At 49.0% G+C, this 26,747-nt stretch carries 20 protein-coding genes, 2 pseudogenes and 1 riboswitch; of the genes and pseudogenes, 14 read left to right on the top strand and 8 right to left on the bottom strand.

What is annotated here, in order from left to right; genetic code table 11:
• Window positions 1-49: 49 nt before the first annotated feature.
• The 3 genes from entS to fepG are packed head-to-tail and all read left to right on the top strand — an operon-like array spanning window position 50 to window position 3,362.
• Window positions 50-1,330 (top strand): enterobactin transporter EntS, encoded by a 1,281-nt coding sequence (gene entS / locus ABKW30_RS03580; protein WP_348596627.1) that lies wholly within the window; start codon window positions 50-52, stop codon window positions 1,328-1,330.
• Window positions 1,327-2,328, top strand: a complete 1,002-nt coding sequence (locus tag ABKW30_RS03575; protein ID WP_348596626.1) for a Fe(3+)-siderophore ABC transporter permease — start codon at window positions 1,327-1,329, stop codon at window positions 2,326-2,328. The genes entS and ABKW30_RS03575 overlap by 4 nt, the downstream gene beginning before the upstream one ends.
• Entirely contained in the window at window positions 2,325-3,362 is a 1,038-nt protein-coding gene (gene fepG, locus ABKW30_RS03570) for an iron-enterobactin ABC transporter permease (protein ID WP_348596625.1), read from the top strand. Before ABKW30_RS03575 ends, fepG begins: the two co-directional genes overlap by 4 nt.
• 49 nt (window positions 3,363-3,411) lie before the next feature.
• Here fepG and fdhA read toward each other — a convergent pair.
• Window positions 3,412-4,606: pseudogene (gene fdhA / locus ABKW30_RS03565) on the bottom strand (formaldehyde dehydrogenase, glutathione-independent).
• 273 nt (window positions 4,607-4,879) lie between these two features.
• Window positions 4,880-5,083: riboswitch (cobalamin riboswitch) on the bottom strand.
• Window positions 5,084-5,284: 201 nt separating this feature from the next.
• Here fdhA and ABKW30_RS03560 point away from each other — a divergent pair.
• Both ABKW30_RS03560 and ABKW30_RS03555 read left to right on the top strand, forming a co-directional pair.
• A complete protein-coding gene (locus tag ABKW30_RS03560; protein ID WP_348596624.1) occupies window positions 5,285-5,899 on the top strand; it encodes a dihydrofolate reductase family protein in 615 nt (204 codons plus the stop codon).
• A 113-nt stretch (window positions 5,900-6,012) separates the two neighbouring features.
• Window positions 6,013-6,345: a PepSY domain-containing protein gene (locus tag ABKW30_RS03555; protein ID WP_348596623.1), complete on the top strand. Its 333-nt coding sequence runs from the start codon at window positions 6,013-6,015 to the stop codon at window positions 6,343-6,345.
• Between the two features lie 174 nt (window positions 6,346-6,519).
• Here ABKW30_RS03555 and ABKW30_RS03550 read toward each other — a convergent pair whose 3' ends face one another.
• Window positions 6,520-6,765 carry a hypothetical protein gene (locus ABKW30_RS03550; RefSeq protein WP_348596622.1) on the bottom strand — a complete coding sequence of 82 codons (246 nt, stop codon included), beginning with the start codon at window positions 6,763-6,765 and terminating at the stop codon, window positions 6,520-6,522.
• A gap of 156 nt (window positions 6,766-6,921) precedes the next feature.
• Between ABKW30_RS03550 and ABKW30_RS03545 the strand changes: the two genes are divergently transcribed.
• Window positions 6,922-7,437 (top strand): transglutaminase-like cysteine peptidase, encoded by a 516-nt coding sequence (locus ABKW30_RS03545; protein WP_348597604.1) that lies wholly within the window; start codon window positions 6,922-6,924, stop codon window positions 7,435-7,437.
• Between the two features lie 42 nt (window positions 7,438-7,479).
• Here the strand turns inward: ABKW30_RS03545 and ABKW30_RS03540 are convergent.
• Window positions 7,480-8,385: pseudogene (locus tag ABKW30_RS03540) on the bottom strand (ATP-binding protein); the annotation flags it as partial.
• Between the two features lie 30 nt (window positions 8,386-8,415).
• Here ABKW30_RS03540 and ABKW30_RS03535 point away from each other — a divergent pair.
• A complete protein-coding gene (locus tag ABKW30_RS03535; protein WP_348596621.1) occupies window positions 8,416-10,230 on the top strand; it encodes a recombinase family protein in 1,815 nt (604 codons plus the stop codon).
• A 147-nt stretch (window positions 10,231-10,377) separates the two neighbouring features.
• On the top strand, window positions 10,378-10,983 hold the full coding sequence (locus tag ABKW30_RS03530) for a hypothetical protein (protein WP_348596620.1): 606 nt from the start codon (window positions 10,378-10,380) through the stop codon (window positions 10,981-10,983).
• Between the two features lie 24 nt (window positions 10,984-11,007).
• Here ABKW30_RS03530 and ABKW30_RS03525 read toward each other — a convergent pair whose 3' ends face one another.
• Window positions 11,008-11,985: a hypothetical protein gene (locus tag ABKW30_RS03525; RefSeq protein ID WP_348596619.1), complete on the bottom strand. Its 978-nt coding sequence runs from the start codon at window positions 11,983-11,985 to the stop codon at window positions 11,008-11,010.
• Window positions 11,986-12,126: 141 nt separating this feature from the next.
• Window positions 12,127-13,356, bottom strand: a complete 1,230-nt coding sequence (locus tag ABKW30_RS03520) for a hypothetical protein (RefSeq protein ID WP_348596618.1) — start codon at window positions 13,354-13,356, stop codon at window positions 12,127-12,129.
• A 948-nt stretch (window positions 13,357-14,304) separates the two neighbouring features.
• Between ABKW30_RS03520 and ABKW30_RS03515 the strand changes: the two genes are divergently transcribed.
• From ABKW30_RS03515 to ABKW30_RS03490, 6 genes are all read left to right on the top strand, one after another.
• Complete coding sequence (locus ABKW30_RS03515) at window positions 14,305-14,886, top strand: hypothetical protein (protein ID WP_348596617.1); 582 nt, start codon at window positions 14,305-14,307, stop codon at window positions 14,884-14,886.
• A gap of 583 nt (window positions 14,887-15,469) precedes the next feature.
• Window positions 15,470-16,348, top strand: a complete 879-nt coding sequence (locus tag ABKW30_RS03510) for a hypothetical protein (RefSeq protein ID WP_348596616.1) — start codon at window positions 15,470-15,472, stop codon at window positions 16,346-16,348.
• An 80-nt stretch (window positions 16,349-16,428) separates the two neighbouring features.
• A complete protein-coding gene (locus ABKW30_RS03505; protein WP_348596615.1) occupies window positions 16,429-17,151 on the top strand; it encodes a hypothetical protein in 723 nt (240 codons plus the stop codon).
• Window positions 17,152-17,285: 134 nt separating this feature from the next.
• Entirely contained in the window at window positions 17,286-17,651 is a 366-nt protein-coding gene (locus ABKW30_RS03500) for a hypothetical protein (protein ID WP_348596614.1), read from the top strand.
• Window positions 17,652-18,125: 474 nt separating this feature from the next.
• Window positions 18,126-21,128 carry a DNA methyltransferase gene (locus ABKW30_RS03495; protein WP_348596613.1) on the top strand — a complete coding sequence of 1,001 codons (3,003 nt, stop codon included), beginning with the start codon at window positions 18,126-18,128 and terminating at the stop codon, window positions 21,126-21,128.
• Window positions 21,125-22,153: a hypothetical protein gene (locus tag ABKW30_RS03490; protein WP_348596612.1), complete on the top strand. Its 1,029-nt coding sequence runs from the start codon at window positions 21,125-21,127 to the stop codon at window positions 22,151-22,153. The genes ABKW30_RS03495 and ABKW30_RS03490 overlap by 4 nt, the downstream gene beginning before the upstream one ends.
• Window positions 22,154-22,610: 457 nt before the next feature.
• On the opposite strand, the gene ABKW30_RS03485 is transcribed toward ABKW30_RS03490, so the two are convergent.
• From ABKW30_RS03485 to ABKW30_RS03475, 3 genes are read right to left on the bottom strand one after another with little or no spacing between them, the layout of a single operon-like run.
• Entirely contained in the window at window positions 22,611-24,008 is a 1,398-nt protein-coding gene (locus ABKW30_RS03485) for a hypothetical protein (protein WP_348596611.1), read from the bottom strand.
• Window positions 24,008-25,180, bottom strand: coding sequence for a UvrD-helicase domain-containing protein (locus tag ABKW30_RS03480; RefSeq protein ID WP_348596610.1), 1,173 nt, complete (start codon window positions 25,178-25,180; stop codon window positions 24,008-24,010). Before ABKW30_RS03480 ends, ABKW30_RS03485 begins: the two co-directional genes overlap by 1 nt.
• Complete coding sequence (locus ABKW30_RS03475; RefSeq protein ID WP_348596609.1) at window positions 25,180-26,547, bottom strand: protein kinase; 1,368 nt, start codon at window positions 26,545-26,547, stop codon at window positions 25,180-25,182. The genes ABKW30_RS03480 and ABKW30_RS03475 overlap by 1 nt, the downstream gene beginning before the upstream one ends.
• Window positions 26,548-26,747: the final 200 nt, after the last annotated feature.

Raw genomic sequence — 26,747 nt, 5'->3', positions numbered from 1 at the left:
TCCAATCACATTCCTTCCCACATGCCCGTATAAGGTTAGACAGAACGCTATGGCCGCCTCATTTATAGTCGATTTCAGCTTATTGAAACGCAATGCAAATTTCCGGGCGGTTTTTGCCGCACGCATGATGTCAGTTATCGCGCTTGGCATTCTCACCGTTGCGGTACCGGTTCAAATCCATCAATTGACAGGTTCTGCCCTACAGGTTGGCATTGTGATCGCTCTGGATGGCGTCGGGATGTTTGTCGGCCTCATGGCCGGCGGCGTACTTGCCGACCATCATGACAGGCGGCGTCTCATTCTTCTGGCGCGTGGTCTTTGTGGTGTCGGTTTTCTGGTACTCGCACTTAACGGCTTTCTCAGCAGCCCATCTCTGGTTGCGCTTTATCTTGTCTCGCTCTGGGATGGCTTTTTCGGTGCCATTGGAATGACTGCTTTGATGGCCGCTATTCCAACGCTTGTAGGCCGTGAAAATCTGCCCGCGGCCGGTGCACTTTCCATGATTACAGTCCGCTTCGGTGCCATTCTTGCACCGCTCATCGGCGGCCTGATCATCGCATCTGCCGATGTCAGCTGGAACTATCTCATTGCAGGCATCGGAACGCTTGGCACGCTGGTCCCGCTCTTCCGCCTGCCGTCATTGCTACCGGGTGAACGCGGCGATGAACATCCGCTTCGCGCCATGATGGATGGTTTTGCGTTCCTGCTGCAAAACAAGGTCGTCGGCGCAGTTATTGCGGTTGGAACCCTGCAATCGGCGCTCAGCGCCATCCGCGTCATGTTCCCCTCCATTGCCGACAGTTTCACCGCCGGACCCGTTGGCATCGGCCTCATGTACTCGGCTGTACCGCTCGGGGCAATGATTGGTGCCTTTACCAGCGGCTGGGTCGGGCGGTTTCCACTGCCGGGACAACTCCTGCTTGGCTGCGTCTGCGGCGCTTCCGCTTTGCTGGCAACTATTGGATTGGTCAGCCACCTTGTGCCAGCGCTTATCATCCTTGCCGTGTTCGGTTATCTCGGCTCTATCGCATCGCTGATGCAATATACTCTGGTGCAAACCAATACGCCGGATCACCTCCTTGGTCGTGTCAATAGCCTTTGGGCGGCGCAAGATGTCGTCGGTGATCCGGGCGGCTCCATCGTCATGGGCAGCCTGTCACGCGCATTCGCACCGATGGCATCGGTGTTCTGGTTTGGCACGGGTGTCTTTCTCATTGGCGCTGTCATGAGTTTCGGTTTCAGCAGTTTGCGCAATCTTTCGAAAGGCGTGGCTGAAGAAGATAGCGAACCACTCGATCAAACATTGGCTGCCGATAGCGCTACGCAATGAAAGCAGGTCGCCTGATATGGCTCGGCATCGGACTGATTGCTCTTGCGTTGCTTTTCGTCGTCAGTCTCGGTATCGGTGCCAAGCCCCTGCCATTGCAGGTGGTCATCGATAGCCTTCTTGGCCGCGTTGACGGGCCTGACAGCACAATCATCCTGCAATCGCGCCTGCCGCGTGCATTAATCGGGCTTTTTGGGGGTGCGGCGCTCGGAATTTCCGGCGCATTGATGCAGACGCTGACACGCAATCCATTAGCCGATCCGGGGATTGTAGGCATCAATGCTGGAGCGGGCCTTGCGGTGACGCTTGGCTTCGCTTTTGCCGGGATCAGCCAACCCCATGTCTTGTTTGCCTACAGTTTTGCCGGGGCCTTGGCGACAGCCATGCTTGTCCATTTGATCAGTATCAAGGGAGTGGCCAAACCCGATCCGGTGCGTTTCATTCTTGCAGGGCTGGCAGTTGGCGCAATGATGAGCGGAATATCGTCCGGAATAGCTCTTTTGCAGCCGGCCGTGTTCAATCGCATGCGCTTCTGGATGGCCGGTTCGCTCGACGTGGGCGATTTGACGCTCGTTCTTGCCGCCATACCGCTGATTTGCATCGGATGCATCGCCGCGCTTGTCCTCGCCCGTCCGCTCAATGCTTTGGAAATGGGTGACGACATGGCCGCGTCTCTCGGAACCAATCCCTTGAAGACCCAGACTGCAACACTCCTGACCGTAGCGCTTTTGTCCGGCACAGTGACCGCAGTTGCTGGCCCAATCGGTTTCGTCGGGTTGATGATTCCCTATATCGCGCGCTGGGCTGTAGGCCCCGATCTACGCTGGATGCTGCCGTTTTCGTTCCTCTATGCCCCAATTCTTCTCCTATGTTCCGACATCGCAGGACGCCTGATCGTAGCTGGAGAACTGCGTGTTTCCATAGTCACAGCCTTCATAGGTGCGCCTGTTCTTATCCTGTTGGCACGTGGAAACAGCACCGCACGGACAGCACTGCAGTGACGTCGTTGAACCGAACCATCCTTCTTGGCAACATAGACGGACGCATCAATCTGCGCTTGCAATTGCGGCACGTCATCGTTTCGGTTCTGCTTGCCGTCATGGCACTGATTCTCGCCGTTTTTGTACTTGGGCTTGGAACGTTACCTCTCTCTTTTGCCGACACCCTTTCCGCTCTAAGCGGTCGCGCCAATCCACGTACCGCCATGATCGTGCTGGACTGGCGCCTGCCGCGCATCACCATGGCGCTGATCCTTGGGGCGGCGCTAGGGATGAGCGGTGCGATATTTCAATCGCTCATCCGCAATCCGCTCGGCAGCCCGGATATCATCGGCTTTAACACCGGTGCCTATACGGGTGTTCTTATCACTATTGTCCTGTTTCACGGCGATCACGTGATGATTACGTTGGGCGCTCTTGGCGGTGGACTTTTAACGGCGGTGATCGTCTATCTGCTCAGTTGGCGGCAAGGCATTCAGGGCTTCCGGCTCATCATGATCGGTATCGCTGTCAGCGCGATGCTGACTGCATTCAATATGTGGCTGATGATAACCGGCAGTCTTGAAACAGTCATGAGCGCGGCCCTCTGGGGTGCCGGTTCATTGAATGGCATGACCTGGGCCCGCGCTATACCTTCTGCGATCGCTTGCACGCTTGGCATGTGCTTGTGTCTTGGTCTGGCACGCCGTGTGCGAATGATGGAGATGGGGGACGATATGGCCGGGGCTCTCGGCCTGTCTGTGGGTTCAACGCGTCTTTGGCTGATGATAGTGGGCGTAATGTTGGTTGCGGCTGCAACTGCTGCTACAGGCCCAGTGGTCTTCATCGCCCTTGCTGCCCCGCAGATTGCGCAGCGCCTTTGCCGGACGCGATCCATGACGCTTGCTGCTTCAGCCTGTACTGGCGCCGTACTTTTGCTTGGAGCCGATGCTGTTGCGCAGCACCTGTTCAGTCCATTCAGCCTGCCCGTCGGAATTGTCACCGTCAGCATAGGCGGGCTTTACATGCTCTGGCTGCTGGTCCGTGATGCGTCATAAAAAAAGCCCGCTCCAATCGGAGCGGGCCACGACATGAGCTTGGGAGGCTCTATGCTGCCTGACCGAGAGCGCCGTGCGGGTCGAGCACGAATTTCTGTGCTGCGCCCTTATCGAAGCTTTCATAGCCCTGTTCTGCTTCTTCCAGCGAGATGATCTTCGCATTGACGATATCGGCAATGGGCAGGCGGTCATAAAGGATAGCCTGCATAAGCTGGCGATTATATTTCAACACCGGGGTCTGGCCTGTGTGAAAGGATTGCGCCTTCGCCCAACCAAGGCCGAAACGCAGTGAGAGATTGCCATGCTTGGCGGCACTGTCCACCGCGCCCGGGTCTTCTGTCACATAAAGCCCCGGAATGCCGATGGAACCTGCCGCGCGCGTGATCTCCATCATCTGATTGAGTACCACCGCAGGCTGCTCGCCGCCACCATGTCCACGAGCCTCAAAGCCCACGGCATCAATGGCGCTGTCCACCTCGTTGCTGCCAGTCACCTGCGCAATCATATCACCGAGGCGATCACTGGCTGAAAGGTCTATTGGCTCAAAACCGACTTTGGCCGCATGAGCCAGTCGTTCCTTGTTGAAATCGCCAATCATGACGACCGCAGCGCCTAGAATGCGCGCCGAAGCGGCTGCGGCCAGACCAACTGGCCCTGCACCCGCGACATAAACCACCGAACCGACACCCACCCCGGCTTTCACAGCCCCATGGAAGCCTGTCGGCAGAATATCCGAAAGCATGGTGAGATCACGCATCTTTGCCATGGCACGGTCACGGTCAGGAATCTTCAGAAGGTTGAAATCCGCGTAAGGCACAGTGACATAGCGAGCCTGCCCGCCAATCCATCCACCCATATCGACATAGCCATAGGCACCACCCGCACGCGCCGGATTGACTGTAAGGCAGACACCCACCCGTGTCCTGCGATTTGCAAGTGCGGCAGCGGCCGCAGGCGACATTGAACGGAACCGAAACAATATCGCCGACGCACAGCATCTCGACGTCGCTTCCCTTTTCGATGATTTCGCCAGTGATCTCATGGCCAAGCACCAGGCCGGGCTCCGCCGTGGTGCGGCCACGAACCATATGCTGGTCGGAGCCGCAAATATTGGTCGATAGCACCTTGAGGATAACAGCATGGCCAATTGCGCGTCCGTCCGGCGCCTCCAGTCTTGGATCGGCAATGTCCTGCACCTCTACCCTGCCGGGGCCGACATAGACCACGCCTCTGTTCTTGCTCATTACGGTATCCTCCCTTGGATTGTACTTGCACGATGGACTTAAGTGGAAATCAGGACAGACCGTCCCGTCTGTGGTTCGAACTCAGATCCTGTCGTGACGTCTATAGCGCTCCTCGCCGTCACGACTTCGAATGTGTTGCGAAGATCGCGCGAACGCGACCTTCGCAGGCCCGACCTTTCTGGGTGGAAAACTTAAAGAGAGTAGCACTGCGTTTGATAGGCCAGGAGGGGCTTCGCAAGGCTATTATCCCTTTGATTGCCCACCGCAATCAGTCGAGTCATCTCAGCTCATGGCTGGTTTCCGGGCTTCGAAGCTGTCCTACTCGACTCTTCCGGCACCTTCCCGGCCTCAAGAGGCCAGTGGTGATCCGCCGGAAATTACGCTTCGCTACCGTTGCGGGGGCAGCGCTGGACTTAAGACCAGCTTCCCAATTATCAGCCCCGTCACCGAAGCAGCACCGTGAGTATGATGATTTAAGCATCAATTGACACAAAGAAGTGCGTGGATTGCGACCTTCCGACAGCACAGGCGCGACAGTGTGATATCTCCGAACACAACCGGTTTCCGGGTATGTGGGAGGCCTGATCACTTTCAGTCCAGAAAAAATCGAGGGTGGTGTCGGCAAGGTCGAGGCTCGTTCGTCCTAGTTGCATACTAACCAAACAGAGGAACTTCGGAATGCGAAAGATCATTGCAACAACCTTCCTTTCCCTTGACGGCATTATGCAAGCGCCGGGTGGCCCTCAGGAGGACACGGATGGCGGCTTTAAATATGGCGGCTGGACATTTCACTACTGGGACGAAGTGATGGGAGAGGTCATGAGCAAAGGCATGAGTACGCCTTTCGATCTTCTGCTCGGTCGTAGAACCTACGATATATTTGCAGATCACTGGCCTCGTGCTGAGAAGGGCGACCCGATTGCTGACAAGTTCAACGCAGCCACCAAATATGTTGCGACCTCTTCACCGAACACGGTGAACTGGGAGAATACCGTGACCTTAGGTGCAGATGTTCCCGGGGCAGTGCGCAAACTCAGCCAGTCCGATGGCCCGGATTTGCTCATTCAAGGCAGCAGCCAACTCATCCATGTCTTGCTTGCCAATAATCTCATCGATGAACTCAACCTGTGGGTTTTCCCGCTTGTACTTGGCAAGGGCAAAGCCTTCTTTAGCGGAGATGCGAAACCCGGCGCACTTACTCTCGTCAATTCAAGAGCCTCCACGACGGGCGTAGTGATGAATACCTATCACAAGGCTGGAGAAATCAAGACAGGTTCGTTCGCGCTGGAATAGCCAGCTTCTGGCGAAGGCTGGAATGCGAAACATCATGAAGGGAACGCTATCGCCTACGATGCGTTCTCTTCAACATGGCCGGGGAATTGATTGCTACTCGGAAGGAGAAAGCCATGTTGAAGAAGTTTATTATTATCGGTGCCGCATCTCTTATGGCACTCACCGCAGTGCCACAGAGTTTCGCTCAAACCATTCAGTTAGGCCCCAATGGCGTGCGTCTGGTCGAACCGGAACGTATGGATCGCCGTGATCGCAGAGAACGGGATCGCCGCGATGAGATCAGCGAGCGCCAAGCGGTGCGCATAGCGAAAAGTGAAGGCGTACGAACGGTCGATGATGTCAGAAAAACACGTTCCCGTTATGTAATCGAAGGCTTGGATCGGCGTGGTAATGACATAGAAGTCAGCATTGATCGCCGCAATGGAGATGTCATATCCGTTAATTGACACCTCACTGAAAGCGCATTGACAGACAAAGGGTCAACGGGCCCTTTGTCTGGGTGCCGCATGGCCTGCCCTATTTGGTTAACGATCATGCGGAGCTGAAACACCAATACGAAGTGAAGCTGCCCCCTGATGCGTATCAATGATTAATCCTTACGATTTAGCTCTTTGGCAAAGTTATTTGGGTTCAATATTGCTTGCATTGTAGCCGATCAAAATCTCCATTTCAAAAAGTCCTAACAATATCAATTTGTTGAGCAACCTGTCGTTGCAAACAATCAATCCAAAAACCATTCCAATAGTGGTTGGAGAAGCAATTTGGGAACCTTGGGATTGCATCATCCTATTGTGGGAATGCGAAAGCTCAAATTTTAACCATATATTAACAATGGCAGGACCGTGGCGCCATTGTGATTGACTCATGGTCCACTCCGACATTAACGTTTTGTTAACGATCGGTAGTCGGGTTTGGAGTAAAGAATGTTCGCAGCACTCAAAAAAATGAAATCCTTGGGCTTTGCCCTCGCGTTTTTCGCTGCTGCATTCTGCACAAATCCCGCATCTGCCGCTGAGCCTTTCATGCAAACTGGCGGCATGACATCGCAGCCTATCGGCCATTACGAGTTCTGCAAAAGACTTCCTGCGGAATGCAGCGTAAAAAGCCGCAATGTGATGCCCGAAACGATGAATCATGATTTTTGGCAGCTCATCGTCAGCGTTAACAGCAGTGACAATCAGAAAATCAAGCCGTTGACCGACATGGAAATCTACGGCGTGGAGGAATATTGGGCCTATCCGGATGCTGTCGGCGATTGCGAGGATTACGTCCTTTTGAAGCGTCGCGACCTGATGGAAGCCGGAATTTCACCAGCCAATCTGTTGATAACAGTCGTCCGTAAGCCCGACGGTGAAGGCCATGCTGTCCTGACTGTACGTACCGACCGGGGTGACTTTATCCTCGACAATCTTGTCGATGGCGTAAAGAACTGGTCGGAGACGGATTACACCTATCTCAAGCGCCAAGCTTCCAACAATACGGGCCGCTGGGTCAGCATCGAAGCACCAAGCAACATCCTTGTTGGCTCGGTTCAGTAGACCTGATCAACGACTGTGCCGGATCAAGAGGTCCGGCATTTTCTATTGTACTGCCTGATTCATGGTATCCGCACCCATCCGATATGAGATCGCTTCGGCGAGATGAATGCGTCCAACTGTTTCCTGCCCTTCGAGATCAGCCAGAGTTCGCGCTACTTTCAGCACTCGGTGGTACGCTCTTGCAGAAAACCGCATCTGCTCGCTCGCCTGGTGAAGCAGGACCACGCCTGCTTTATCCGGCTGAGCGATTTTCTCAATGATTGCGACAGAGCATTGAGCGTTGGTTGTCATTGCCGAAACACCGAGTTGCTCGAAACGCTGCTTCTGGATTACCCGGGCCTTGGCAACACGTTGTGCAACGGTTGCACTGCTTTCCGATGCAGAGGGCTTGATAAGGTCAGCGGCGCTCACGGAGGGCACGTCAATCCTGATATCGATACGGTCCAACAACGGACCTGAAATTCGCGCCTGATAGTCCTCGCGGCATCGCGGCCCCCTTGCGCAACGACGGCCGGGCTCGCCTGCCATCCCACACTTGCAAGGGTTCATAGCAGCGACAAGCTGAATTTGAGCTGGATAGGAAATACGATGATTGGCACGGGCAATCATACACTCGCCAGTCTCGAGCGGTTGGCGCAGAGAATCCAGAACTTGCGGGGTAAACTCAGGGAATTCATCAAGAAACAAAATACCGCGATGAGCGAGGGACACCTCTCCGGGCCTGGCACGCATCCCTCCACCGACCATAGCAGCCATTGACGCTGAATGATGTGGTGCCCGGAAAGGACGTCTGTCGGTCAGCTTGCCACCCATAAGCTCACCAGCGATAGAAGCGATCATCGAGACATCAAGCAGCTCGCGCGGCAGTAGCGGCGGCAGGATAGACGGAAGCCTTTGAGCCAGCATGGATTTGCCGGAGCCCGGAGGCCCCATCATAAGGCCATTGTATGCTATTAAATAAAGATGTAATTTACGATAATGACAGCTCCTCGTGCATACTCTTACATACGGATGTCCACTGACCTACAGATCAAGGGAGACAGTTGGCGGAGGCAGAGTCAACTATCGATTGAGTATGCCCAAAAACACGGTTTGATATTGGATGAGGAATTCCAGCTTAAGGACATTGGAATATCGGCCTACACCGGTGAAAATGTCCAAAGCGGTGAATTTGGTGCCTTTCTAAGGGCGGTCAAATCTGGCCAAATTCCCAAGGGCTCGTATCTGCTAGTTGAATCGTTGGATCGAATAAGCCGCCAGACACCCACTACTGCCGCCGTAGCGTTTCTCGACCTAATTAATAATGGAATCAATCTTGTTACGCTCTCAGACGGTCAGCTTTTCAAAGCTGGAGACACGGATTGGGTCCAACTTGTTGTCTCCATTGTTGGAATGGCCCGCGCTTACGAGGAATCCCGAACAAAAAGCGATCGAGTTGGTAAGGCGTGGTCAAATAAACGAAACAACGCAGAAACGAAAAAGTTGACTCGCATTTGCCCGGCATGGCTGAAACTCTCTGTGGATCGGAGATCATTCAACATACTGGAGGGACGAGATGTTGTTGTCAGGCGCATTTTTGAAGAGAGCTTATCCGGCGTAGGGACATTCTCTATAACCAAACGCTTGAATCGTGACGAGGTGCCTCCATTCGGGAAATCCGATGGGTGGGTTCAGTCTTATGTAGCGAAGATTCTAAAAAATCGTGCTGTCATTGGAGAATATCAGCCGCATAAGATGCTAAGCGGTAAGCGTGTTCCTGAGGGCGATCCAATAAAAGGATATTTTCCCGCAATCATTGAGCCCGAATTATTTTACGGCGTGCAATCAGCCCAGCGCGAGAGGGCAGCTTACCCAAGTGCGGGACGAAAAGGTGAGCAACTTAGCAATCTTTTCACTAACATCGCGAAGTGCAGGTATTGCGGAAGCCCGATGCATTTTGTCAATAAGGGTAAAGGACCCAAGGGGGGGACTTATCTCAAATGTTCGAAAGCAATTAAAGGCCTTGAATGCATCGAAACCGGCTGGCGGTATTCTGACTTTGAAAAGTCTTTTTTGTATTTTGTCAGCGAGATCGATCTTGAAACTATATTTGAGGCATCGTCTATAAACCAAGAACGAAAAGCGTTGGAATCAAAGTCAATCGAACTGAGCGGGCGTATACATGATGCTAAGTCGCGTCGGGATCGGATATTTGAAACCATAAAAGAGTCCACGATTTCGGTTAAGTTTTTGGGAGCGAAACTCGATGAGGTACAAGCGGAAATAGAAGTCCTCGAAGAGGAACTCTCCCGTTTAGCTGTTGAAACCACGTCGAAGAGCGATACCATTTCACCTGAGCTGCTTCGCGAACAAATAATGCATCTTCAAGAGGGAAAGTATGCCAATTATCTCGATAGGACAGCAGTAGCCAACAAACTTAAAACCGTAATACATTCACTTTACGTCGCCCCTCAAGGCAGGGCACCTTTAATCGCGACCGTTGAGGCGTTATTGGAAGAAAACCACGTTGAACTCGAATATCGTAAGCAACTTCTTGATCGGATGAATGGTGCGATTACTGAAAATAAATCCATGAGTAGGACGTTCTACGTTCAGTTCGCAGATGAATCTTCCAGAGCTGTAGTCGTGGATGAAATTGATCCAACGAAATTTGTTACCTACGTCGATAATATCCCTTCCCAAGTTACGCTTTTGCGTCGGGACAAGTTTGGAAAAATAACTGACCACAGTGGATGGTTTGCGCGTAATCAATCCGAGCCGTCTTGGTGGGAAAATATCAATTGGGACGCATAACCCGTCATTCTTCTCAATAAATAATCGATAATCGATTACAATTCTGTTGTGTAAAGACCCTCGCAATTACCGTCGATGTTTGAGTTGGCAACCACCTGCAAATCAGGTGGCTTTATTGTTATATGAAATTTTTAAAGAGACCACACATTGCCTAATAAACTCAAACACGCATACGGATTCTGGTTCGACCAGCTGCTAACGGATTTCATTTGCCAACATAAATGCGAAACTGAATCCGAAGAAGAATACGCCAGCCGAAATGGGTTTTTCATCACATTAAATTTTGACACCAACGCAGTTGCTTCGCGTAAGCGAAGCTTACACGATCAGAATGAAACAGCTCGTTCAATCGAGCTGTGGAACACCAATCATCTTTATAATTTGCTTTGTAACAAGTTGATTGGAAGGAACTTTCTAAAAGCAAAAAACCATAATCGGCTTCCAAAAATGATTGCTTGTGTAGACGTCAATGGAACACGGCACTGGCATTCAATGGGAGAGGTTCAAAACATCCATATTCACACGATTTGGATGCTACCAAGTGATCTGACAGAAAAGTTTAAAACAGCGTTGAATGAGATTGATCTAAGCAGGTTTGATTTCCGTCAAATCGATGTTCAACCAATTACTTCATTGAAAAATAATCGATCCGGACCATCAACACTGAGCAGTTACACAGGAAAGTTTCTAGGTTTCAATAATCACAATCTGGAAGTCAGCGAGGACATAATGATTTATCCAAGAGCGAGATAAAAAGTTGTGGCATTGGAAATGCTTCTAAGCGTCTCCGGTATGATCAGCACATGGGCTAATCGCTGCCATCAACTCATCATCGCTGGCCTCATCAAAGTCGCTTGGATCAATTGGGATAGGGTTCTCAAAAAAATAGAAACGTCTAAGTTTGATATGGCGAGCGAGCATTTGCTCTATATCATTTACCAGGGCGGTAACGACTTTTTCCAGATGTCCAACCGTTGCACTATCAATCGAATGCATCTGCCCGCCCTTATCCCGACCATTCCGATGTACAAAATCGTGACGAATTGGCATGGCCGCATCAAGTTCCCGGCGCAGTGTATTTGTCCGGAAAATGTCGACATCGAACGCTTTCTTGTAAAGTGTCTCAACATCGGTAAGACGGTGATATAAAAAATCGATTAATGCTTTTCCCACAAGCTCGTGGACGATACGAGGATGTCCCAAAATAGCGTGAAGTGGAACATTTTTGTCACCTAACAATGGGTATTTCGTTAAAAATCTTTTCAAGACTTCATCACTATAAGTCACCAGACTTACAATACGGTCACACAGATAAGCCTCTAGGATCGCGATATTGTGTGCGTATAACATTCTGAGCTGCACCTGCTCCAACTCGCCGGTCTCAAAATCAATATGCGCAAGTTGATGTAACCCCGCAGTCGACCGGAGAAAAAGGCGATAGGGATCATCGAGTGTGTCGTCAACAAGCCAGAACTCGTAATGGTCTTTGTCTTCAAAAAACACTGGTACTTCGAGCATCGCTTTAACGGTTTGGTCACCAACGCACTCAATTTCGTAGTAATTTAATTCATACGCGGTGATTTCAAACAACTGCTCTGCTTCACAGGTTTCACACACTGCTTCGCAGATAATCGTGTCGCTGGCGTCTCCGCGCGAATCCGCAGTCTCGTCAAAAGCAGGGAGTTCGCACTCCTGAAAGACCGGTTCACCACAGTCGAGGCAGCGATATGCTATGTAGGATACTCCGAACGCCATAGCTCTCCCGTATCTAAGTCAGTATGGTCTTCATGCGGTGTAGGTAAATCTTGCCCGTCTGTCATTAAAACAGCAACCAACACTATTTAATAGAGATTGTGTTAGAGCTCTTTTGCAATACCGGAATAGCCCAATACGCAACTAACTGCTTGAAGAATCTTCATAGTCGATATTTTCCAGAAAGCGCTTCGATGCTAGCGGATCGATTCTGTTCGCCTGAGCGAGAGCCCATTCGGACCACTTTTCGAATTCCTCAGTAGTTACTTCATTGGTCACCGTGTTCCGGACCGCCTCCACGTACCCACGAATGTCAGCTGCTTGCCGAAATGCTTCGGCTTCACCAAGCAATCTATCAACGCGGGCTTTTTCAGCAGCTATCCTGCGTTCTCTTGCAAGCCGTTCTTCTTCAACGTTGCGCTTGCGTTGTTCTTCAATCAACTGCGCTTTGCGCCCAACAAGCCAATTGTGATGATGCAGCTCACCAGCTCGATATTTGAGCTCTCCGGCCAAGGCGATGTTGACTGCAATCTGTTGGCAGTGGCTCTCGACCTTTTCATCGGACGTGTCTTCCCAAACCAAACGCACCTGCTCACCAGCGGCATACGCAGATATCTTCACAGTCAGCTTGTCAGAAGCGGGGCGATTGGCTTCAGATGTCGGGAAATACGAATTCCGGGATTTACCATTGCTATCAAAAGTTACGGAGACGCTCTCCCCTCCAATTTTAACGTCGAAACCTGCTGGGTTTTTGCCTCGCATTGAGACTGCAAACCCGGACCGCATCAGTGCGATCATCAGTGCATTGATAAGACGCAACCTACGACGTTCAAACGGCGATTGAAAATAAGGTGCATCCCAGCTTGATGGATATCTTTGACCGAGTTGTTTAAGGCGACGCTGCTCATCATCTTCCAGAAGCTTCTGTATCGATCTGTGGGCCTTGTCGAAGGTCTTAGGGATAGTGACTTTGCCAATCAGCTTTTCAACGCGGTCTTTCACGTCGTTGATTGGTTCTTCGAACTCTGGAGGAGGCGGAAGCTCAGCATTGATCAAATTATCTGGCGTATTGTAACGCTGCCAATAATTATTGGACCCTGTTTGGATAATCTCAGCCATTCCCAATTCCCGGGCCGGTAGTGGTGTTTTCGATACTTTCTTTCCCGCTTGAACCTTTGCCCAATATCCACGAAACGGAATCGGTATCCCACCACGTTTACACATTTTGGCAAAAGCCACGTCAGAAACGCCGTAACGTGCCGCAGCGGTTTTCATCGATTCTGACCAAACGAGATCGTAAAGCTGTTTTCGGGTGAATGATTTTCGCATCGCTGCAGTTACAGAAAAAAGTTTGAAAACCGTATGACCAAGCAACTGTTTTTTGTGATACCTAGATTGAATTGGGGGAGAATTGGGAGAAGGGCTAAAACCTTATCGTGTCCCCTCAATGATTTTTGACTTTTTTGCGACGAAGTTTGCCCTCGCTAAAATCGTCCGAGCCGGATCCATCAGATCGTTGTTTAGCCGATCACGCGGTGGAAAAATAACGGATCGATGCTCCTGATCCTACGAAGTTACACAAGAAAGTTTCTTAGCCTCAAAAACAAGTGACTAAAGTGACCAACGATTTACTGATTCCTTCCGACAGCGAGTAAGAAAAGCTAAAAAATGGAAAGGTAAATAAATGGCATTTAAAACGGCTTACGATGATCCATCTTTGCTAAAGGTCAAAATTACCCATTGCGGAGAAGAAGTCCTCGCATGTCTTTTTTGTCATACGGTGCGCCCGACTCCCAAAGTAGTAATATTTGAAATCATTTAGAAACAACTTATACCCCGATTTATCATATGATCGGGTTCTCCGTACGTATGAAAAATCTACTAGTTTCGAACGGGTTGTAGAGCTGGATCCTTGATGACGCGGGCGGCTTGCTTCCACGAATTCGAAAGTTGCAAATTTACCATCGGGGCTGCAAAAATACTGAACGCGCCAGTTTTGCCGATCGGGTCTGTTAATATGTATAGCCCCCGCTTTTCTCGCTACATCATCGGCTTGGCCAATTAGTGAGCCTTTGAAAAAATTAGTTTGGCTACGTGCCCAATAGAAATAATCCGGATCAGAAAACATGATCTGCGGAAGGGTTTTACCCTTATGCTTTCCAACTGTCAGCTCAGTCCACATCTGTGTTTCTCCCTTGGTGATTTCATCTAAACACACTCACGCACCGCCGAACACCACAGGTTTTATCGAGTTATTCCAACTATTGACATTCGATGGTGAAACGGGTATCTCATGAATTACACGTGAGGTAGGTGAGCGACATGAGATATAATCTGGCTTTTATGGGTGATGGCGGTGATGGAGCTATTCTTTCTGGAGCTGTTAACGGTAAAATCGCCTTCGCTCAGTTGGTCAAAGAGATAGATAATGAAGCCAATGCTCCCATACCCTTGTTTCTTGACTTCAAGCACGTTGACGTAGCAACAGCTAGTTACTTGCGAGAGTCTATTTTTGCATTGAAAAACTACATGCGCGCTGTTGGATCAAAATACTATCCGGTTGCTGCAAATCCAAACGACTCAGTCCATGATGAGTTACTCATGGTTGCCAATGCGAAGAATGACGCAATTCTTAGTTGTTTAATGAGCGACGATAACCTTATCTCTAATGTTACCGTAATTGGGTTGCTTGACGTTAAACAACAAAGAACATTTGAACTAGTTTGTGACTTAAGAAAAACTGATGCAAATCAGCTGATGGAACAATTCGGGGAATCCGAAGAGATTAAAGTGACGACAGCTTGGAACAATCGTTTAGCTGGCCTAGCAAATAAAGGACTAATCCGAGAATTCACAAAAGGACGATCAAAATACTATCGCCCTGTATTAGAAGTGAGTGACTGATGGGATCAGAATTTCTTAATAGGACTCGGCGAACCTTCAACAAGCATATTGATGCAAAGCGCGTGGAGCTTGCCACTCCTGATTTGTTTACTCGTAACCCTGAGGATCAACCGCGATGCTTGATCGCTTCAATAGCAAAAGAAACAAGCTTAACCGGAGGTGAGAAACTCATTATCGAATCTCTGGATGGCTCGCTAAAGTTACGACGGGGTAACTCAATCGTTGGGTCTTTGGACAGTCCGTCCAAAGATGTGATTGCCGCTGTGGAAAAATCTGGCGGGGTTGCGACCGGCGTTATACGTCGGGTTCACACCTTCTCAAGGAAGGCTGAAGTATCGCTGTGCTAAATCAAAGCCAAGATTTGCGTCGTAATGATACTATCATTCGCTCGCTAACCGACGAACCACAGTATAATACAAAGCTGCTCGGATGCTTCACTTGCCCCGACCACGGGTTGTGTGGCGGTCTATCTATAAAAGGATCACTATTCGACTGCCTCGGACTTTGCTGTGGAGACACTGAGCGCTGTACGAGAGTTTGTCCGAACAACATCGAAAGATATGTATCGCAAAAACGCGAGATTATGGGTTTTGGTCTTGATAATGTACCTAGAACGCCACTTTGTGACATAGATTTGCCAAATGGCGTCGCTCCCCTAATCTATCATGGAAGCTCACGCTCTTCTAATCTACCAAACCAATGGATTGCCCTCCGGTTATCTGACCTCGTTAATTTTCAAAAGAAAGAGGTTCGCTTCAATTCACGCGAACACCTTTGTAACTCCTATCGCATTGGCTTTGGATCAGAAATCATTCTTTCGGGCGTTGATCACGACCACCGGATTGAACCTTGGTGGGCGCTAGGAACGGAACGTTTTACCATTATTCAAAAATTGGTTCACTTGGGTATTCGTCTGGTATCATCACCGAATTTCAGCCTTTTATTAGACAATCCTCGAACGGACGACATGCATGCAATAAAGCGCATAGGACTGATTTTTTCGGAATTCCAACATGTGGGACTTTCCTGCGCGCTTCATCCTAACGGTAGAACAAACAAAGACTTCGAACGGTGGGGAAAGTTTATTTCCGAGCGCCCAGAGATCCAAGTTTTAGCCTACGAATTTATTACAGGGCCAGCGCGAAAGGAACGGATGCAGTTTCATTTGGATAGTCTCGCTCACTTAGCAACAAAGGCGGGTCGAACATTAGATATTGTAGTTCGGGGTGATCCAAGTGTGATCCCTTTCTTGCGCAGATTTTATAGAAGCGTAGTTTACATTGATACAACCGCTTTCATGAAGACGATTAAACGCCAGGTAGCTGAACGTACAAATAACCAAACGTTGGATTGGAAACCTAAAAAGACTCATCCTGAAGAGTCATTAGCTAACCATCTAGAATACAATATAAATGAACAAGTAGCTTTTCTGAAGGCTGCTTTCTACAATGAAGCAATTTAAAGTTTGGTTATACGAGGCGCATTATCGATACGCTTACATTCGATCTTCTAGATGACATCTGCTTTGCAATTGAAGGTGGAATGACAGTTACCGAGCTCCCCACATTTGTTGCTCACGATTTGGGACCGCTATTAGAACTTGTTCATATGGCGTCAAACGCCAACGCACGATCAGAAACGTCTAAATACCTTCTAGCTCCAAATCACTCTAACTTGCTCAAAAGTTTGAGAAAAATGAATTCTTGGTTTGGTTCATTTGACGGTCAAGGATTCGTTCCTGTCACGCAGCTTGTAGATGATAAGCTCGCGTGGACGGATTTCATTTTAAGATCGAAAAGAGCGGCGACTTCTGTCGGCTTCTCTAATGATTCTGCGGGTAAACTGATAGCGGCTATTGGCGAAATATATGGAAACATCGTTGATCATAGTGAACGAATTGAGACGGGTTATGTTGCATACAGTACAAGAGCAGGTAAGTTTGAGTTTGTTGTGGGAGACTCAGGAGTTGGTGTTCTGCGAAGCCTCCAGACGAACTCTCAATATGCTGACATTTCAGACTCTGGTTCAGCACTGGAATTGTCTTTGAAAGAAGGGGTATCGCGCTTTTTAGAGCCCGGGCATGGTTTCGGATTTAGGCCACTATTTGTCGGATTGGCTAACATAAGCAGAACCATTCGATTTCGATCCGGAGACTACGGCTGCACATTGAGCAGATCACCCGATGGCCATATCCACGCGACGACCACTCAACTGGCGAAGATATCGGGATTATTTTGCGCTGTGGAATGCGAGCTAGATTCGTGATCGGTATAAAGTGGCAATAATATCTATAGCTCATCAAATTTGTCACTGCCGTGGTTACGGCAAATGGTATTCAAACTAGTTGACCATTTCTTGTTTCCACCTGATGCCCTTCGCACTCAACAGGGAGAAAGCGAATGGCATTGGAAGGTTTGAAACTCACCGTATCGAAAGCGAAGCCAAAACTAGACGCCACTGCAAAGCGGCGCAAACGGCTGGTCACTCAGATCGAGAAGCAGATCAAATTTGTCGATCAGACTTCACAGGGAAAATCTCCTCGCGGTCGCTGGTGGTTTGAAGACGAAGACGGAAAACTGATCTTGTCGATCAAATACGGACGTACCGCTCTGGAACTTGCCAAGGGTAAGAATGCGATCATCTGCGAAGCGTTACCGGATTTGATTGCTGCGTTGGAAAAAGCTAAAGCTGCAGCCGTATCCGAGTCGTTCGATGATCAGTTGGCTACAGTATCGGAGCAGATCAAGAAACGGTTTCGGAAATAGTTAAATGGAGCTTCTAAAGTGTTTGTTGCAGCAGAATCCAGCAATCAGAAGGCCACGGGGCGTACGTGTGCCCTTTAAGGCTAGTGGCCGAGCTTCAACGGCGCTGCACGTCGGCGACATATTTTCTATTAACTTGCCATCTGTCTGACCATAGTAGCGTTCGTTGAACTCAAGCTTTTGATCTTGGCGCGTGAGCAAGGTTCAACGGCTAATTGTGATCTCCATCCCAAGACTTAATTTAAGCCGCTACTCCCTATCTTCGAATGAGCTTACGATTCTATCAATTCGATGGCCCAAATCCCTTCAAGTTTTCGGTGGCTTCGTGAACGGTAAGAGAAAGATCCTACTAAGTACTACGAAGGGTGGAGACTGTAGTGATACACAAAGCTTGCGTCTCGTTTGAAGATGACACCAACTATGATGACGGCTACAGTAGGGATATGAGAACATACGACATAACAAGAAATTAGGTACATGCACGCCGACGATTTTATAACCAAATGGAGAGCTTCTACACTCAAAGAAAGGTCTGCTTCCCAATCGCATTTCAACGATCTTTGTGACTTGCTCGGCGTTGAGCAGCCAATTAGTGCTGACCCAACGGGGGAGTGGTATTGTTTTGAACGGGGTGCTTCAAAAGCCGCAGGTGGAGAAGGGTGGGCAGATGTCTGGCGACGAGGAGCTTTTGGTTGGGAATACAAAGGCAAGCGTAAAGATCTAAGGGCTGCCTATAGCCAACTTCTACAATATTCTGTGGCGCTGGAAAATCCACCGCTCTTAATCGTATCTGACATGGATAGGATTATTATCCATACAAATTGGACGAACACCGTATCAGAGACACATGAGATTCTCATGGAGGATCTCCGAGACTACAATAAGCGTGAGTTCTTGCGGAATGCTTTTGTCGAACCTGAGCGTCTAAAACCTAAGAAGACGATCGATGCCTTGACAATGGAGGCGGCTGATAAATTTGCATCCCTTGCCATTCGTTTGCGTGAGCGGGGACATCAAGCACATAAAGTGGCACATTTCATTAACCGGCTTGTTTTCTGTATGTTCGCCGAGGATATAAGCCTATTGCCACGCAAATTATTTACGCAGATTCTTGACCGTGCGTTTGAGCGACCTTCAATTGGCTCAGATTTGCTGACGAGTCTTTTTGAGAAAATGAAAAGTGGCGGATTGTTCGGGATCGATCAGATCGCGTGGTTCAACGGTGGATTATTCGATGACGCTAACGTGGTTGATTTAAACAAGGAAGACATCGAGTTAGTAAGACGGGCGGCAGAGCTGGATTGGAGTGACATTGATCCATCGATCTTCGGTACTCTTTTTGAACGTGGGCTGGATCCCGCAAAAAGAGCTCAGCTTGGCGCGCATTATACAGATCGCGAAAAAATAATGATGATCGTACGGCCCACGATTATCGAGCCTTTGCTGTCAAAATGGGAAACTGTATTTACGGAAATTAAGGAGCTGTGCTCTGCTAGGGATAAGGCCACTTTAGACATCAAGGCCGTACTGGATGAGGCCAGTGCTCTTTATAAACTAGACGCGGATAAAGCCAAAAAGTCGGATAAAGGACGGCAAGTCCGAATTACGAAACTACGAAAGGCAGCGACCGAGAAATTCAATCGGGCTCATACATTACGTGATAAGTTTCTGCAAGAATTGCGGGAATTTCGTGTTCTGGATCCAGCATGTGGTTCAGGGAATTTCCTTTACATGGCGTTGCATGTGTTGAAGGATTTGGACCATCGTGTTCGCCTCGATTGCGAATCTTTCGGAATAGAGCGTGGTGTACCAGAAGTTTCCCCCGCGGCCGTTTTGGGCATTGAATTAAATCCTTACGCAGCTGAACTGGCGCGAGTAAGCGTCTGGATTGGTGAAATTCAATGGATGCGGAAAAATGGTTTTGAGGTGAACCGCGATCCTATTCTGAAGACGCTGTCGACCATCGAAAACAGGGACGCTCTTTTGAATGAAGACGGCTCTGCATCACAATGGCCACGAGCAAATGTCATTATAGGCAATCCGCCATTTTTAGGAAGCCGCAAGCTTCAGCCAGAGTTGGGTAGGGAATATGTCCGAGAGCTACGTGCGGTTTATGGCGGCTCGGTTCCAGATGGTGCTGATTTAGTGACGTTTTGGATCCACAAAGCAGGCGAAGCGCTGAAAGATTTCACCGATAGGGTAGGCCTTGTTACAACCAATTCAATCGCCGACGGCAAAAACAGAGAGGTACTTGCTAAGGCGGCTTCAAAAGGTAAAATTTTTGAGGCCTGGTCGGATGAGCCGTGGACGGTTGATGGTGCGTCAGTTCGCGTCTCCATGGTCTGTCTAGCCAGTTCTAGAGTGACATCCGAAATTCGACTGGACGGAAAGAACGTTGACACCATTTTCGCGGATCTAACAGCGAAGATCGGCGAGACTGGTGTAGATCTGACAAGGGCAGGGAAACTACTTGCTAATAAGGGAATAGCTTTTCAAGGTGTAGTGCCTCGTGGAAGCTTAAATCGCGCTGACGCAATGCGTTTGGGCTTGCCACCTGCTACCTATCTAGTCGATGCTGAACAGGCCACGGGACTTCTATCCGCAACAGGGAACCCGAACGGACGGCCAAACTCTGACGTGGTGGTGCCGTATTTAATCGGCGATGAAATCGTCAATAGGCCATATGGTCGGTCCATCGTTGATTTCAACAATCTCAACGAATACGAGGCATCCCTTTACGAAGCTCCGTTCAAATATATAAAACCGGTCCGAGAGCATCGTGCTCACATGAACCAGAAAGAGGCATTGGAGACATGGTGGAGGCATTGGAATACACGTCCAGCCATGCGTAAGGCCCTCGTAGGGAAACGCCGGTTTATCGCTACACCGAGAGTATCAAAGCATAGAATTTTCCGCTGGGTTTCGACCTCTATGTTAGCCGACAATATGGTTGTGGCTATAGCAAGAGACGACGATCTTGCGTTCGGTATACTACAAAGTAGATTACATGACCTTTGGTCGTTGCGGATGTGTAGCTATCTGGGAATGGGTAACGATCCGAGATACACGCCCAGTACGACCTTTGAAACTTTTCCCTTTCCCGACGGATTGACGCCAGATATCGAGCTAGGTATCGCGATGACAGACCCACGCGCAAAGGCAATAGCTAACGCCGCTCAGGAGTTAAATCGGACACGTGAACGATGGCTAAACCCACAAGAACTTGTAGGTGTTGAGATCGATCCAGATCAGGGAATGTCTGTCGTGCACGATGCTATCGACACCGTTGCCACTTCAGAAGTCAAGCGGCGTACGCTAACAAAGCTCTACAACGAGAAGCCGTCTTGGTTGATAACTCTCCATGAAAGGCTAGATGCTGCAGTTGCGGCAGCATATGGATGGCCGTCCAACGTCAGTGACGATGATATAATTGCCAAACTCTTCGCACTTAACCTGTCGCGAGGCAAAGATCGACAATGAAGGTAAAAGCTTTTCTTCAAAGCCCGAACTCTGAAGTAACTACGTCAGGGCAACTTTTAAGAGTGCACGGCTTGGTAGGATCATCGTCTATGCTGGGATGCTATGCCTATGCAACCCAATCAGGTGCTGCCGGGTTTGACATTGAATTCGGTGCTGGCTTCTGGAACAATGTGCCGACGCGGTGGCTATTCGGGTTGGACTATGGTCGGACGCACCCCAAAGCTCTTAAATTCATTAGCGAAAAACCAAACACCGAGGTTCGAATTTATGATGGGGCTTGGATTGTGGGCCAAGATGGGTTTGTTCCTCGTCTTGACTACCACATGAAGGCAGCCTTCCTGCTTAATAATCCAGAGAACAAATTTGGTATGGTTTCGGGATCGGGGAACTTTTCGGCCAGCGGTCTAAGTAAAAATGTGGAGTGCGGGGTTGCATTGTATGCGGCCGATCACGCCCAATATACTAGGATATTTCGCCAATCGCATCTTGCAGCGGAAACGCTTTGGAATGGGGCAACACCTTTAGCGGAGATCATAGATCTTTATGAGGCCGCGTGGGTGGAGAAGAAAGCACCCCAAGGGGATGACGGAGGCGAACCAGACTACGCAGAAGTAAAAACTTTCTGGATAGAGGCTGGATACGTTACTCGTAATCGTGGTGAGGACAGACCCGGAAACCAAATTGATATGCCTCGGGGAATGAATCGTTTTTTTGGATTTCACGCGCCTATTGATCAACCGTTAAACTCGATTATCGGTGAGATCATTTTCGTCACCCCCACCGGACAAGAAGTTGCTAAAAACCTTCGGATGGGGAACAACCACATGGAAAAAATTACTTTGCCGATTCCAGAAGAATACGGTTTTGATATGTACGATGGCAAGGTGTTGGTATTTCGAGCCGACGGCGCAAAGCACCATATACGGGCTTTGGAGGAAGCGGATTTTGACGCAGCCTTCGGACATAGTATTGCTGGCGCTAAAGTCATGGGAAGTGGGCGCCGCTACGGTTACGTAAATGAATAAATAAAAGTACTTTTGAGATGCGTTCTTCCAAAGTCGGGACGCGCAATTATGCTCATCGATCACTCGTTTTCCATGATGCCGACCGTGACAGAACTTGTTTTTCTTGTGAAGTGTATCTCCCTAACCGATCGGCCTATGCTGAGTTCGTCCAGCACTAGGATATATCTTCGACTCGGCAAAAACCCGACTGAGTTAAAAGTCTGTGTTATATATTGATGGCTGTTGCCCTCAATCTTATTAGCCGTGAGTAGAGAAAGAGTTCGAAACGCGATCATTTGCGAGATGTTGACCGATGTGATTGCCGCGCTTGAGAAAGCAAAAGCCGCAACAGTCACCGGATCCTTCGATAAACAATTGGCGGTAGTATCAGAGCAAATAAAGATGCGATTTGCAGAATAGCTTACCGCACTAGTGTCTCAGACAACGTGTATTGCCTGCTGCACCATCTTCGCTTGGATTAATCTGAACTATACTTAGTTTGGTTCGCGCGCTTTTTAGAACTAGCATTTTTCGGTGCTGTGTTACTTATCAAGCCTTCACTTCGGATTTTATCCAAAATTGAAGGCCATAAAACGTTTACGAGCGCTGCGAAATCGCCGACCTTTTGCTCAGGTCGCATTGCCGTGGTCTGCTGCCCACTGGACACCTCATTCTGTTCTGATAACGGAACCGTTAGATTGACGCCGGGGAAAAGCGCAATCGAAAGTTGTCGCTGCTGTTTGATTTTCAAATGTACCAGAGGATCGCTTAACTGCTTGTCCACCAGATGAACGGCTTCATCAATGGAAAAATCACAACTAGGAGGCTCGTTTAGGTGGAGTGGGCGCAACAACTCCCTGCTCACGAGCCTACCTAGACCACTAAAACTAGAGGTCCAAGTTATTTGTTCACCAATTCCACCTATTACGTAGGCCCAAGCCAAAACTGCGGGAAAATCTCGAGATACATGCTCGGCCAAACCGATACTTGGCGCTCCACCAGCTGCGATCGTTGCAATATAACCTGCCACAAATGCCAACACATTTGACCTTTCGGTGCCTAGGTTTGAGAAACGAAGTTCGTTAATAACCTGATCAAATGCATTTACCCTTGCTTCGGGATGGAGCTCGTTAAGCTGAACTATAAGTTCACGTTCTGGCCAGCGCGATAAATTTTCAGCCAATACTAAATTTTCACTGGACGGGTCATTTAACCGTGATTCCAACAGCCCCAATATGGCTTTGCTCAGGCTGCGATCAGAGGCCGCATATGCGTTAGGAACTCCAATCAGACTACCCCATATTGGCTCAAGGTCCTTTGCCAGTTTAACTGTTGCTCGTGGAACATTGCGCGCAACACTGTTAGCCAACTCATATTTTTCAATAGTCTGTTCAACACGTACCCTCGGCCATAGTGCATGCGTTCGCGCGACCGCAAAACTGGCGGTGGCAAAACATGCCGCGACACGAATCTTGTCAATTGGTCGTTGAGCTAAAAGAGCTGATTCGGCAATTGCTAACCCACTCCAGGCGGCTTCAAGTCCACCCAATGATGCCGGTTGATGTAAATCATCGATTGAGTCAAACAATTGCTCGGAAATGATATGACACCACGTTGAGAGAGGAGCGAGTTCTTCCCGGAGAGAAGCGAATCGCCCGAAAAGCCGCCGTTGCGCAGGTTCTGGTACTACAAGCACTACTGGCTTGATGTGCTCGTGCTCATCAAGACCTAATTCGATTAAAACTCCGATTTGCCCGTCGCCTTTGTTCCTAAGTTGAATGCTGGGCCAAGGCACATAATTGCCAGTTAGTTGTCCTGTGACAAGCTCATTAAGTTCCCGGTCTGACGCCCAGACAAAGTAAAAATCTTTATTCATCAAGACCAAATGTCCCCCGCGGGCTTAGAGTGCGATCTTGCTAGAGTTTGAGGAAGGGAGTTTGTGTGATAGATGTCCAAGCTCGACTTCGCACGTGTCACCACCGTATAGTACCGCTCGTCGGTTCGAAATCCAGTTAGGTCATCCACAAATAACCAATGCAGTGCTCTGAACTCCAACCCTTTGCACGCTTGCTCTGTCATAATCAAAATAGGTCGGTCGAGGTCAAGAGCTGTCGAATGGTTTCGATCATCTTCATCACCGGTGCGAGCTCTCACTATCTGGGCGCGACCAGATAATTCGGAACTTGCTTCTATCGCATCATAGAGTAAAATTCTATCATCCTTACGCGGAACAATTACGCCTAGCCTATCGCCTTGACTTAAGAAATCGCCGTAAGCTCTGAGCTGGTTGGTGAGATTACTAATTGTCGCAGCAATGAGAGGTTCGCGGTCTAGGAAGGCATGAACATCAATCCGCCCGGGCTTTGGCCCTGTGTAGTGCTCGGTTTTCGATAAGGTTTGTCCCGCCACATTATTGAGAATTCGATCAGCCATCGCACATATCTCGGGAGCTAATCTATAGTGAAATGGGAGGGTTTCCTCAACAGGAGTAGGCACAATGGCCCGAACTGCTTCTAAACCACTTACGCTATGATAGATGCGCTGACGGTCATCCCCCACAAAAAACAACCTATCTGCCCTATCTTGAATCAAAGCCACTTCTTCCGGCAAAAGATCTTGCGCCTCATCGATAAAAAGAGCGTCATATCGAGGCAAATAACTGTTTCTAACAATTTCCAAAGCTCCAGCTGCTAACTCTCTTTTTCTGGCTGACGGATCAGTGACCGTAGGGAGATCGATTTTTTGCTTATAATAGATTTCTCTGATCCAAGATTCGTAAGTGGTTATTAAAGCAGGAGGAAATATTTCATCTCCATTGGCATTAAAACAGCCAGTCCGCAAAAATTCTGTCAAAGATCTTGTAAAAGTCAAAACAAGAATATTAGGGATACTCTGTGTTCTGAAAAACTGGGCGCGCCGCAGTAGAACATTCGTCTTTCCTGAGCCGGGAGGGCCAAGTATAAGATATTTTCCTTCAATTTCTAAATCTTCAATCAACCTGCGTTGATGCTCGTCCAATTGATCTTTACGGGCCCACCAGAGTGACATTATTCGTTTTCCTTAGAGCTATTCATAATATTGGTGGCAAGCTCGGATATAGCACCGACCGCACGAGTAAAAATTACTTCTTTGGTAGACTCGTCAATAGGGATATTTGGTAATTCTATCGTTGCAGCATGATCTCCAGATGAATTGTGAGCAATGAGTGTCCCAACCATACCGATCTGCGTATTGCCCATAACAGAATGTACCGACAACTCGTAGGATAGGGCTATGTGATCATAGCTATGCTCTCCATCGATAGGCAATGTCCACTCGAAGCAGACTTCCCAGCGGTTATCATTAAGGCGTGGAGCAGCGGAATGGATTGCCTTAATTCCTTTTTCGACTTGGTATGCCCGAAGCTGCTCTTCCAAATCCTTGGCGTAGCCTGACAGAAGTTGACGGATATTAGCCGGGCCAATCTCAGGTTTTTGTTTTAATTTTGGAGCGAGCCCAATTGCTTCGATCCCTAATTTACTGCGGCTATTCTTGTTTGCAAGAAAGTCTTCCAGCTGAAGACTAGAGCGACGTTGCCAATCCTTGTCTAACGATCGTTGCCCAAGTAGTAGAAGTCCGGCATCAATGTCTTCTGCAGCGAGCTCTGGAGTTTTGGTTGCGACCACCCAAGCGAACCGGTAGCGGTTTTCAGCCGACTTTCGATAGTCTTCCTCAAACATGGGCTTTCGCATAACTAGATCATGTATTAGTCCGCCCAGTTGATATACATCTACCGCATGCCAGAGCTCTTCACCCGGATCAATTAACCTAAACAAATATTCCGGCGGAGTGTAACGCGACGTAGCAACAACGGGTAGCTTATCTCCATGGTCCGTTCCGAGACCAACGGGATCGTAGATGTCACGCGCCACAGAGACATCCAGCAAAGTGGCATGCGTGAAATCCGAAGTCACGAAGACATTGGCGGATTTGATGTCTCTATGACACAGTCCGATGCTTCTTAAGTATATGCAGGCTTGGGCAACCTGATCAACTATGGACGATATCTTGTTTCTAGGAACAAGATCCAAGCATTGTGCGAGCTCAGAACCAAGCGCCTTGTTCATTAGTAGAAACAGTCTGTCCTCAAAAGCTCCCCCCTCGTAAACTTGGATAAGGTACGGGCATGCATGAATCCCAATCGAGTCAACTTGTTTCTGGATACGTTTTTCACTTTCGGAGCGGCGGGCTCCCTCGGAAAACTCCTTATCGAGTAACTTGAGTGCGAGCGGTCCTTTGGGAGAGTTGACTGTAAATACTGGAGCGGTACCTCCACGTCCTGCGGTATCAACTAAACTCCAACCTGAACCTTTTGAACGGCACCACCGTTCAGCAATAGCTTGGTTTAACTTTTCATCGTTTTGCTCCGCAATCATTGGAACCGCCTTTCTTTATTCCCTCTCGAGTTATAGATTGCAATGTGTACTGTGCAAGCTACTTCCGAACGGCAATTCAATGTATAAAGTTAACAATCTCCGTATCTGCGTAGTATTCTCACAAACTTCTTTGTCGGCGCGGAATCCCTGCGCAGTTGAACTTTTTTCGTTGCCCCCCAATTTATTCGACGTGACCCGTC

The sequence above is a fragment of the Phyllobacterium sp. SB3 genome, assembly GCF_040009165.1.
GTDB lineage: Bacteria > Pseudomonadota > Alphaproteobacteria > Rhizobiales > Rhizobiaceae > Phyllobacterium.
The sequence above is the reverse complement of the archived record's forward strand: the minus strand, read 5'-3'. Positions and strand labels throughout refer to the sequence as shown.

What these genes read in the sequence shown, in the direction of transcription:
- ABKW30_RS03560 (WP_348596624.1), top strand. Translation starts at nt 5,285, where the DNA reads ATGCGAAAGATCATTGCAACAACCTTCCTTTCCCTTGACGGCATTATG.
- ABKW30_RS03475 (WP_348596609.1), bottom strand. Translation starts at nt 26,547, where the DNA reads ATGATTGCGGAGCAAAACGATGAAAAGTTAAACCAAGCTATTGCTGAA.
- ABKW30_RS03495 (WP_348596613.1), top strand. Translation starts at nt 18,126, where the DNA reads ATGCACGCCGACGATTTTATAACCAAATGGAGAGCTTCTACACTCAAA.
- entS (WP_348596627.1), top strand. Translation starts at nt 50, where the DNA reads ATGGCCGCCTCATTTATAGTCGATTTCAGCTTATTGAAACGCAATGCA.
- ABKW30_RS03515 (WP_348596617.1), top strand. Translation starts at nt 14,305, where the DNA reads ATGAGATATAATCTGGCTTTTATGGGTGATGGCGGTGATGGAGCTATT.
- ABKW30_RS03505 (WP_348596615.1), top strand. Translation starts at nt 16,429, where the DNA reads ATGACAGTTACCGAGCTCCCCACATTTGTTGCTCACGATTTGGGACCG.
- ABKW30_RS03550 (WP_348596622.1), bottom strand. Translation starts at nt 6,765, where the DNA reads ATGAGTCAATCACAATGGCGCCACGGTCCTGCCATTGTTAATATATGG.
- ABKW30_RS03510 (WP_348596616.1), top strand. Translation starts at nt 15,470, where the DNA reads ATGGGTTTTGGTCTTGATAATGTACCTAGAACGCCACTTTGTGACATA.
- ABKW30_RS03545 (WP_348597604.1), top strand. Translation starts at nt 6,922, where the DNA reads ATGCAAACTGGCGGCATGACATCGCAGCCTATCGGCCATTACGAGTTC.
- ABKW30_RS03485 (WP_348596611.1), bottom strand. Translation starts at nt 24,008, where the DNA reads ATGAATAAAGATTTTTACTTTGTCTGGGCGTCAGACCGGGAACTTAAT.
- ABKW30_RS03500 (WP_348596614.1), top strand. Translation starts at nt 17,286, where the DNA reads ATGGCATTGGAAGGTTTGAAACTCACCGTATCGAAAGCGAAGCCAAAA.
- ABKW30_RS03575 (WP_348596626.1), top strand. Translation starts at nt 1,327, where the DNA reads ATGAAAGCAGGTCGCCTGATATGGCTCGGCATCGGACTGATTGCTCTT.
- ABKW30_RS03555 (WP_348596623.1), top strand. Translation starts at nt 6,013, where the DNA reads ATGTTGAAGAAGTTTATTATTATCGGTGCCGCATCTCTTATGGCACTC.
- ABKW30_RS03525 (WP_348596619.1), bottom strand. Translation starts at nt 11,985, where the DNA reads ATGGCGTTCGGAGTATCCTACATAGCATATCGCTGCCTCGACTGTGGT.
- ABKW30_RS03480 (WP_348596610.1), bottom strand. Translation starts at nt 25,180, where the DNA reads ATGTCACTCTGGTGGGCCCGTAAAGATCAATTGGACGAGCATCAACGC.
- ABKW30_RS03535 (WP_348596621.1), top strand. Translation starts at nt 8,416, where the DNA reads ATGACAGCTCCTCGTGCATACTCTTACATACGGATGTCCACTGACCTA.
- ABKW30_RS03490 (WP_348596612.1), top strand. Translation starts at nt 21,125, where the DNA reads ATGAAGGTAAAAGCTTTTCTTCAAAGCCCGAACTCTGAAGTAACTACG.